Annotated in this window: 9 protein-coding genes and 1 tRNA gene; 4 read left to right on the top strand and 6 right to left on the bottom strand. The window is 69.2% G+C overall.

Annotation, left to right across the window (positions count from 1 at the left end):
- Positions 1 to 923, top strand: a 923-nt coding sequence (locus tag BL253_RS20190; RefSeq protein WP_081438485.1) for a glutamate ABC transporter substrate-binding protein, incomplete at its 5' end; no start/stop codon positions are given.
- Between the two features lie 126 nt (positions 924 to 1,049).
- Here BL253_RS20190 and BL253_RS44795 read toward each other — a convergent pair.
- Positions 1,050 to 1,175, bottom strand: a complete 126-nt coding sequence (locus tag BL253_RS44795) for a hypothetical protein (RefSeq protein WP_274535227.1) — start codon at positions 1,173 to 1,175, stop codon at positions 1,050 to 1,052.
- A gap of 96 nt (positions 1,176 to 1,271) precedes the next feature.
- On the opposite strand from BL253_RS44795, the gene BL253_RS20185 reads away from it, so the two are divergent.
- Both BL253_RS20185 and BL253_RS20180 read left to right on the top strand, forming a co-directional pair.
- Positions 1,272 to 1,799 (top strand): hypothetical protein, encoded by a 528-nt coding sequence (locus tag BL253_RS20185; RefSeq protein WP_076818684.1) that lies wholly within the window; start codon positions 1,272 to 1,274, stop codon positions 1,797 to 1,799.
- A 1,956-nt stretch (positions 1,800 to 3,755) separates the two neighbouring features.
- Positions 3,756 to 4,457 carry a hypothetical protein gene (locus BL253_RS20180; protein WP_076818683.1) on the top strand — a complete coding sequence of 234 codons (702 nt, stop codon included), beginning with the start codon at positions 3,756 to 3,758 and terminating at the stop codon, positions 4,455 to 4,457.
- Positions 4,458 to 4,827: 370 nt separating this feature from the next.
- Here BL253_RS20180 and BL253_RS20175 read toward each other — a convergent pair.
- The 3 genes from BL253_RS20175 to BL253_RS20165 form a co-directional block, all read right to left on the bottom strand.
- Positions 4,828 to 4,899 (bottom strand) — tRNA-Val (locus BL253_RS20175).
- A 58-nt stretch (positions 4,900 to 4,957) separates the two neighbouring features.
- Positions 4,958 to 5,581, bottom strand: coding sequence for a hypothetical protein (locus BL253_RS41200; RefSeq protein ID WP_076818682.1), 624 nt, complete (start codon positions 5,579 to 5,581; stop codon positions 4,958 to 4,960).
- A gap of 50 nt (positions 5,582 to 5,631) precedes the next feature.
- The gene (locus BL253_RS20165) at positions 5,632 to 6,090 is read right to left on the bottom strand and encodes a peroxiredoxin (RefSeq protein ID WP_076818681.1); all 459 of its coding nucleotides are present in this window, start codon (positions 6,088 to 6,090) and stop codon (positions 5,632 to 5,634) included.
- Between the two features lie 418 nt (positions 6,091 to 6,508).
- On the opposite strand from BL253_RS20165, the gene BL253_RS20160 reads away from it, so the two are divergent.
- Positions 6,509 to 6,895, top strand: a complete 387-nt coding sequence (locus tag BL253_RS20160; protein WP_076818680.1) for a DUF4234 domain-containing protein — start codon at positions 6,509 to 6,511, stop codon at positions 6,893 to 6,895.
- 232 nt (positions 6,896 to 7,127) lie between these two features.
- Here the strand turns inward: BL253_RS20160 and BL253_RS20155 are convergent, their stop codons facing one another.
- Positions 7,128 to 7,565 (bottom strand): DUF3052 domain-containing protein, encoded by a 438-nt coding sequence (locus BL253_RS20155; protein WP_076818679.1) that lies wholly within the window; start codon positions 7,563 to 7,565, stop codon positions 7,128 to 7,130.
- Between the two features lie 588 nt (positions 7,566 to 8,153).
- A complete protein-coding gene (locus BL253_RS20150; protein WP_076818678.1) occupies positions 8,154 to 8,558 on the bottom strand; it encodes a secondary thiamine-phosphate synthase enzyme YjbQ in 405 nt (134 codons plus the stop codon).
- Positions 8,559 to 8,758 lie beyond the last annotated feature (200 nt).

The raw sequence follows: 8,758 nt of genomic DNA, 5'->3' as shown, positions 1-8,758 counted from the left end.
GGACCGTGTCGAGCCCGCTCCCGGACGCCGCCCGACCGATGACGGCGCCGGCGACGCCGGCACTCGTGGTCCCCGGAGCATCCACCGCGTCGCCCGGGTGCGGGGACCTGACCGCCAGTCTGCGGCCACCGGCTGTCCTTCCGGGCCCCGGCGCGATACCACCCGACTCCTACCTCGAGACGATCGCCAAGCGGGGATACCTGACGGTCGGGGTGCGGCCGGACACGCCGCCCTTCGACTCGCTCACTCCGGACACCAACCAGTTCGAGGGCTTCGAGATCGACGTCGCGAAGCTGGTCGCGGCGGCGATCTTCGGCCCCGTGGACGTGGACGAGCACGTGAAGTTCCACGCCCTGACCGCGGCCGAGCGGATCTCCTCGGTGCGGAGCGGGAAGGTCGACATGACCACCGCGACGATCACCGTCACCTGCGACCGGCTGACGCAGGTGGACTTCTCGTCCGTCTACTTCCGCACCTCCAAAGCGGTCCTTGTCCAGCGCGGGTCGGGTTTCCGCGGGCTGGAGGACCTCGGCGGCCGCCGGGTCTGCGCGGCCAGCGGCACCACGTCGATCCAACGGGTCGTCGACGCGCCGTCACAGCCCGTCCCGGTACCGGTCTCCACCGTCGCCGAATGCCTCGTGGCGTTGCAGAACGGCTCCGTCGACGCCGTGGTGAACGACGAGATCGTGCTGGCCGGAATGGCCGCGCAGGACCCGGAGACCGAAATCGTCGGTCAGGGACCCGATGACGTGCCGGTGGCCGCCGCCATAAGCAAGGCGCACCCGGAACTCACCCGGTTCGTCAACGGCGTGCTCGCGGCGGCCGCACAGGATGGCACCTGGACCAGGATCTACAACCAGCGCCTGTTGAAGGACCTGAAGCGCCCGGCGCCCGTGCCGCCGCCCGCTCGTTACCGGGACTGACGGATAGTGAGCGCCGCACCGGTCCAGGCCGCCGGCGACGCTGGACCCGGTCAGGTGTCCCGGCTGTTCGCCATCTACCGGCCAACCGCACACCAGCGCGGCTCAGCAGGCGGCCTGTGACGGCCGTCAGCCCGGTACCCGGTCCAGCCGCCTACCGGCCTGGTGCTCGGCCAACGCGGCCAGCAGCTCTCTGAGCCACCAGTCGTCGCCGTGACGGTCGACGTCGGTGACGACCTGGTTGAGCACCGCCACGTCGCCGAGCCGGGTCCGGGCCGCGCTTGGCGGCTCTCTCAGCCAGATCGGAGTTCATCGGGCATCGCTGGCCTGTTGCGAGGTATGGTTGATTACATGATTACAGAAGAAGTACGTGGCTGGTTCACCGGCCGTCTGCCGGTGGCCCTGTTCCAGGAGCTGGTGGAGGTGACGGTCGATCGCGAGGAGATCACCGTGGTCGGCCGGATCGAGGCGCCTGAGCTCGCCGAGGGCGTGTCCGACACGGAACGGCGCGCCGCTGTCGAGGGCCGCGTAGCGGAGTTCCGGGAGCGCACCCGCGAGGATCGGATGGAGGTGGCCCGGGAGGCCGAGGCGAAGTTCGGGCGGAAGGTGTCCTGGGGCGTGGAGTGCGGCGGCACCCGCGGGCTCTACAGCAACGTCTCCGCGCCGGTGATGACCAGGCTGCGTCAGCCCGAACGGCAGGTGCTCGACCTGCTCGTCGAGGGCGGTGTGGCACGAAGCCGCAGCGACGCCCTGCTCTGGTGCGTTCGACTGGTGCAACGCCACACCGGGGACTGGCTCGACGAGCTCAAGGAGTCACTCGTGAACGTCCAACGGGTCCGCGGCCGTGGGCCCAACGCCGGAATCGGCGAACAGGAATAGGCACCGGCGCCGCCCGGGCGACGGACTGGCACACCGGGCGGTGCTGCCGGACGGTCGCCTTCGCTCGGCTGGTGCGGCCGGCAACCGCGATCACAGCCAGCCGAGATACCAAGCCGTCCGGCTTTAGCTCGTCCCCAATGCCTTACGCAGGTCCTTCATYAGAAAAAGCAGATGCATCGGGTTGGTCGGGCTGGCATCGAACCTGGCCGACCAGCCTCACGCACCGTCGACAAGGTCGCGAGGGCCGGCGCAGCCGGGCACGCCACAGCGCGCAATCACGGCGTTACGCCGCGAGCCGGCGTTGCCGGGCCACTGCCACCCGTTTCGTCCCGCACCGGACAGATCAGCTAAATCGGCGGGCATATACGAGGCAAGATCAATTAAAAGTCGGAAACGAAGAGTGCTCTCCAGCGGCGCGCCCTCGCGCCCAGAGACGCAGACAGCCAAGTCTCCTGATGCTGCAGTGGGTGTGGGCGTGGCAGGGATCGAACCTGCGACTGCTCGCTTGTCAGGCCGAAGCCTCCAAGCGCTGTCCCGACCAGCCTTTTCGCACCTCGTGCGCGAGCGACGACACAACAGGCGAATTGTCTTCGGCTCAAGGATAACAGCGGAGATCGACAGGCGCGACACTCCGCTTGCTGACGCAAGCGTTCGCTTGCATCCGCGAGCACTCACCCATCGATCGTCGCCGCATTGGCCACTTGCTGTTGCATGCGGAGCGTTTGCAGTCGGAAGTGCGCTGACTTTGAGTAACCAGGTGCCCGGAGACCTTCCCGGACCGCACCACCGGTTCCTCATCGGCGAGGATACGGAGCTGCTCCAGCCCTGTCGGGCCTGCGGCCGGTAGCGAGTAGCGGCCGGACTCGGGGCGGCGGTCCTCACAGGAGCCGTTTCGGCGTGTTTCGCTGCCCGACCGCTACCCGCTACGTCGAGCTGTCGATGCAGCGTGGGACGGGTGGAGGGTGCAGCGGCGGGTGTAGCGCTACACGCCTCCGCCGCCCAGTACGCAGTGGTGCGTCAGACTCTTGCAGGAGACATGCTCGTGGACTCGGCTACCTGTCGCCGAGTCAGACCTAGTCGAATGCGCTGCTCAGTGGGTAGAACGCGCTCGTCCGCGCCCCAGGACCCCAGTGGAGACATGGTGAGCAGGGGTCACGTTGACGCCGCCCAAGCCAATGTCGACGCTATCGAACCAGACCGGTTACCTGTATATTGTTCGCAAGCATCACGAATAGGGAGCGATGGCTTGCGGACGACGCGCACGCGCCGATCACTGTTGAGGCTGGCCGCGGATGCAGGTCTCGGTCCTGTACGGCGGATACACAGGAAAAGGCTAGGCATGCAGTTCGGCTTGCTGCTCGGCCTGGCTTTCTTYGTGGCTATCACAGGTGCTTGGATAGCGATCGTGAGCTGGCGGCTGGCACTAGTGCTGCCAGCAGCAGCATACAYGGCTCTGATCTACTGGAATCATTCGCCGGCTGTCCCGCTAGGTGGGAGACGTCCGTGGTGCGACGCCCTTCGCTTCAGGAACCACGCGGCGCGAAGTTCACCGGTCCAGCTGAACGAAGGTACTCAGATACCRCATGCGGTGGTTGAGCATTTAGGCACTTCCATGTGCGCCGCGAACCGGTGAACATGAGGAACGTGTCGAATCCCACGCGGGTAGGGCGGTCATCGAGCCAGGTAGACGATCGGCCGCTGCCGCGGAGCATCCCTGGCCAGGCGAGCGCGGCTTGGTACAGCCGCCGGGCGTACGTCAGCGGAACCGGTCCGCTCGACCAGTGCGGGTCGCCACCCCGCAAGAGCCGACACGTCGTCGACCATCGACGTCGGCGGACGACGAGAACAGCCGTAGCACTCGGAGCCCTCTCCAGTGCCGTCATCTCCGCCTGCGCCCTAGGCCCGAGTAACGCGGAAAAGGCGGCCGACCGACACGCGCGCAACGCGGAGACCGTAATGGGGCGTTTCCCCAACGCGACCTCGGCCGACCGGGCTCGCACCGTGACCGGCTCTGCCGGAGGCGATGGATCTGAATACGCGACGACCATCGACGTCATGCGGGCCGACGGCGGCGGGCACAACGGCGCGATCGTACTGCGCATCCACGAGATCTACACCAACCGGGACGAGATCGTCTTCGGCGAGCAGCACAGCGAGACGACGCGTTGCTACGGCTACACCTGGGAAAACAGCCCGGTGCCAGCGGGTCCCGTCACCGTCTCCTGCCCGGATTTCCAACCAATTGTGTTGCCGCCCGAAACGCCCGTGCCCAAGCTGCCTGATGAGGCGGACGCCCGGCTCAGAACAATCCTCACCAACCTCGCCGCTTCTCACGACGACAATCTCGACCCCGTCCGCGCTGAGTTGGCGAGGGCGTTCCCCGACCCAGGGATCGTCATCGAGGTAACCGAGGTCGGTGGCGTCGTCGGAGTCTCGGTAGCAGCCGGCTCATCGACCGTGCCGTACGCGACGCCCGTCTGTCTGCTGGGCCGCGCGCTGGTTAATCCGAATATCGAGATCCGCCGTAGGGCTGCTCCGACGATGGGGCCCGATCTGGTCGAGGTCTGGAGCGAGCCCACTGTTCTTGCGAACCCGAATGAGTGGGGCTGCCGGCCCGGGACGGCCGCCTACGGCGAGGCCAAGAACCCGCCGCACTAGAAACCCGCGCACCTCGCGCGGAAACGATATTCCGGGAACTCGGGAGTGGTTCTCCCATGGCAGATTCAGAGGGCTGTGGAGTGCCGTTCATGGGCGCATGGTGAGGGGTCTGGATGGCCCCTTCCGCCCAAGCATTCGGGCAGAATGCCCAGCGCGCCGCAACTGCCGGGCCAGCCGGGCAGCTCCGTCGCGCACACTGCAAGGGCATCCCGACCCAGCACCCGCGGCCGGCGGAACCGTGGTCGGGGAGTGTCGCAGGGCGAAACCCCGGACCACGGGGTCCCACGGCGTCTCCCCCTGGGCAGGCATGACGCGAAAGCCCGGGAAGATGACCGCAAGGTCATCGAACACAGCAAGCCCGGATCGCGCGTGGGCGTGGCAGGGATCGAACCTGCGACCGCTCGCTTGTAAGGCGAGAGCTCTCCCGCTGAGCTACACGCCCGGGAGTCCAGCCAGAGTACGCAAGGACGTACCCGGAGGGGGCTGCCGGCGTTGTGATCTTATCGGTCGCCGGCCTCCCGGGGACGGCGGGCGGCTGTGGAGGTCCCGCCGGGCCCACGGCCGAACATCCGTGCCAGGGCGGCCTCGACGTCCGCCGTGAGGTCGGACCCGGCCGGCAGGCCCGGCTCGGCACCCGCGGGCGCGGCCCCGGGCTGGCCGTGGCCCGCCAGATCCGCTTCCGGTTCGCCGGCCGGCGACGGGATCGCGCTGGCGAGCAGGCCGGGCACCAACGCATCCGCCGTGCCTGACACGCCCACAGTGCCCGCCGTGCCGGTCATGATCGACCTGCCGGTTCCCGCTTCGTCCCGAACCGCCTCGTTTGAAGGATCCGCGTGAGCTGTGCCCGGACACGCCAGGCCGGGACGGACCGGGTCCCTCGGGCCAGCCGCCTCGCGGGCCGGGTCGGCGCGGGTGCCGCAGTCTCGGCACACGACCAGGCCGAGGGCCTTGGTCAGGTGCGTCGAGCCGCACGCGGCGCAGTTGTCGAACGCCTGCCGCCAGTTGGGCTCGCGCTGGCAGTCCGGGCAGATGAGAACCTGGTCACCACCGATGACCGCCCGGCTCCACGGGCTTGCCCCGCGGGCCGGGTCGGTCTGGCGGATGTGACAGCGATAACACGGCACGACGATCCACCCCGCCCGGGTACCGTTCGCCGCCTGCCTGCCTCGGGGTCCTACAGGGCAGCCAGCGCCTTGAGGTACTCGGCCTGGTCGCGGGCGTCGGGGATGCCGTTGACGACCTTCCAGCGCACGACACCCTCCTTGTCGATGACGAAGGTGCCGCGCACGGCGATGCCCTTCGCCTCGTCGAAGACGCCGAACGACTTCGCTACCTCGCCGTGCGGCCAGAAGTCGGCGAGCAGCGGGAACTCGTAGCCCTGGTCCGTGGCCCACACCTTGTGCGCGAAGGCCGAGTCGACCGAGACGGCGAGGACCTGCACGTCGTCGTTCTGGAACGAGCCCAGGTCGTCGCGGACGGAGCACAGCTCGCCCTGGCAGACGCCGGTGAACGTGAGGGGGTAGAAGATCAGGACGACGTTGCGCCGCCCCCGGAAGTCGGACAGGGTCACGACCTCGTTGTTCTGGTCCTTGAGCGAGAAGTCGGGGGCGACGGCGCCGACATCGACGGTCACGTGATCATCCTCCGGTCATGGCCTGTGCGCGGACGCGCGTGCTGACCCCAGCATGCCATCGCTCCGGGACCGGCTCATCGCACCGTTGCCGCCTTCGGGGCGTACCTGGGCCGCGTGGCGGATCCCATCGGCTACGGTCCCCCCGCGCACGGCCGGCGGACTCGCGCCGGCGGCGACGCGGCGCCGTGGCGCCGTGGCGACAGGCGCCGTGGCGACAGGGCCGTGACGGGAGACGCGGCGTTCCGCCGCGAGCGTGCAATTGCGGTCAGATGGCCCCATCGGCGCTACTCTGAGCGCGGCCGGCGGCCGGCCGGCCGCGCGGAGGGACGGGGATCCAGTGACGAACCCAGGTGCGACACCACAGTGGGCGCCACCTCATCGGCCAGAGCCGGACGCGTCGGCGGGGGCTGGTTGGGGGGTGCTGGGCAAGCACCGCAACCCAGTCGCCGTATGGCTGGGTCTTCCTCTGATCACGCTGGGGATCTACGGCCTGGTCTGGATCTACAAGACGAACCGCGAGCTGAGCCAGTACGACCGTCGGATCGCCGTCAACCCGGTCATGTCGGTTCTGGCATGCACGTTCGGCGCGATCCTGCTCGTACCGCCGTTCGTGGCCGTGTGGCGGCTGTGCGGGCGGACGGCGCAGGCACAGCGCGCGGCCGGCGTGCCCGAGGTGAGCATCGGTCTCGCGTTCCTGCTGTTCCTGATCGGCTTCGGCCCGCTGTTCCTCCAGCTGGAGATCAACAAGATCTGGTCCCGCTACCCCGCGGCCGTCGAGGGCCAGCAGGTGCCGCTCGGGGCCTGATCGGCAGACCGGCCCAAGCGGTGGCCGGACCTATCACCTTGGGCGAGCGGGCGCCATAGCCCGGGGATGCCAGGTATGCAGGCGCGCTGACACCACCTTGGTGGTGACCGTGCCGTGGCGCGCCCGCACCTTGACGCGACGCGCATGGCCGCGGGGCGCGGGCTAGATCCGCCCACACCCCGCGCCCGCGACGCGTTGCCTTCGCGCCGCGGTGAAGCCAGCCGCCGTGGTGCTATCGGTGCCGGACGCGCTGGGACTTGGGGGCGGCGAGGCGCATGCTGGCCCATTCCTGAGCGACGTTGACCGTGCTCGTCTGCACGAGGCCGGCGGTCGGCACCGCGTCGAGGATGTCGCTCGGTTCGACATGGCCAGGACGCCCGGACTTCGGGGTCAGCAGCCAGATGATCCCCTGGTCGGAGAGCTGACGCCGAGCATCGATAAGCGCGTTGGCAAGATCACCGTCATCGTCTCGCCACCACAGCAACACGATGTCGACGACGTCGTCGGAGTCCTCMGGCACAAGCTCGGTACCACTGGCGGCGACGACAGCCTCCAGCAGGTCGCCGGCGATGTCGTCGTCCTCGTTGATGGACTGCACCATGGTTCCGGCGACGACCCCCAGACGCTCCGCACGTCGCTGACCCTCGGCGTTCGCCGCGGTCGGACTCACCCTCCGCTACCTCCTGCTCGTATGCCTGACGGGCGAGCGTAAACCCGCGCGTCCCGGTCGGACAAACTCACGGCCATGCCGGCCGTGAGCCCCGCCGTGACCTAAGTCCACCGGACCATGCGGTGACAACGCAAGTGCCACGCCGCTGGTTGTGGACAACCAGGTGTATGCCGTCCGTTCTATGGCACCTCAACCGGACGAACCCGACCAGGGCGCGGCGTCTTGACTCGGCGTAAAGGGAGCGCCACCGGCTGCCCGTCCCGTTCCTTCCCAGCAACGGGCAGCGTCCCATTCCCGGGGCGCCTCCGGGGCACCGGTGCCCATCGCGAACCCGCCTATCGGCGCACTCGCGGACGTACGGCTGGCGCGGACGTACGGCTGGCGCGGACGTACGGCTGGCGCGGACGTACGGCTGGCGCGGACGTACGGCTGGCGCGGACGTATGGGCGGACGTATGGCTGGCGCGACACCCCGACACCCTGACACCCTGACAACCCGACGCGCCGCCCCCGCCAGCCGGCGACGAGTGGCCGCCCGGCCGGCGACGACATCAGCCTGAAGGACCTGGCAGGCCCGACAGAAACGACGTCAGGCGGAGAGAAAAGAGAAACGGACGGTCCGGTCGGGGTTGTCCACGTTCAGGTCGACCAGGGCGATCGACTGCCAGGTCCCGAGGGCGAGACGGCCTCCGAGCACCGGCACGGTCAGCGACGGCGGGATGAACGCCGGCATGACGTGCGAGCGCCCGTGTCCCGCGCTGCCATGCGCGTGCCGCCAGCGGCCGTCGGCGGGCAGCAGGTCGGCGAGGGCGGCGAGCAGGTCCTCGTCGCTGCCGGACCCGAGCTCGAGGATCGCGACACCCGCCGTGGCGTGCGGCACGAAGACCGACAGCAGCCCGTCCCCGCGGCCGGCGACGAACCGGTCCGCCTCCCCAGTCAGGTCGTGCACCCGGTCGCTGCGCCCGGTCCGTACCGAGATCGTGGTCGTCTCCATGCCGCGCATCATCGCCGGCCAGCGCGCGCGACCGAACAGCGAAACTCGGCACAGAAGATGACAGCGCATCGGCGCGGCGCCAGGCCAGCCATCTCCTCGGCCCGGCACCACACCAGCCACGGCCACACGCCTCGCCCGGGCACCACCCGTGAGGGCGCCCAACGCCCGACAGGCGGGCACAGCGGCGGGGCGCGAAGCGT

The sequence above is a fragment of the Pseudofrankia asymbiotica genome (assembly GCF_001983105.1).
In the GTDB taxonomy this organism is placed as follows: Bacteria; Actinomycetota; Actinomycetes; order Frankiales; family Frankiaceae; genus Pseudofrankia; species Pseudofrankia asymbiotica.
The sequence above is the reverse complement of the archived record's forward strand: the minus strand, read 5'-3'. Positions and strand labels throughout refer to the sequence as shown.

Excerpts from the sequence above, each read along its gene's own strand:
- BL253_RS20150 (WP_076818678.1), bottom strand. The coding sequence starts at position 8,558 with ATGGAGACGACCACGATCTCGGTACGGACCGGGCGCAGCGACCGGGTG.
- BL253_RS20180 (WP_076818683.1), top strand. The coding sequence starts at position 3,756 with ATGGGGCGTTTCCCCAACGCGACCTCGGCCGACCGGGCTCGCACCGTG.
- BL253_RS20185 (WP_076818684.1), top strand. The coding sequence starts at position 1,272 with ATGATTACAGAAGAAGTACGTGGCTGGTTCACCGGCCGTCTGCCGGTG.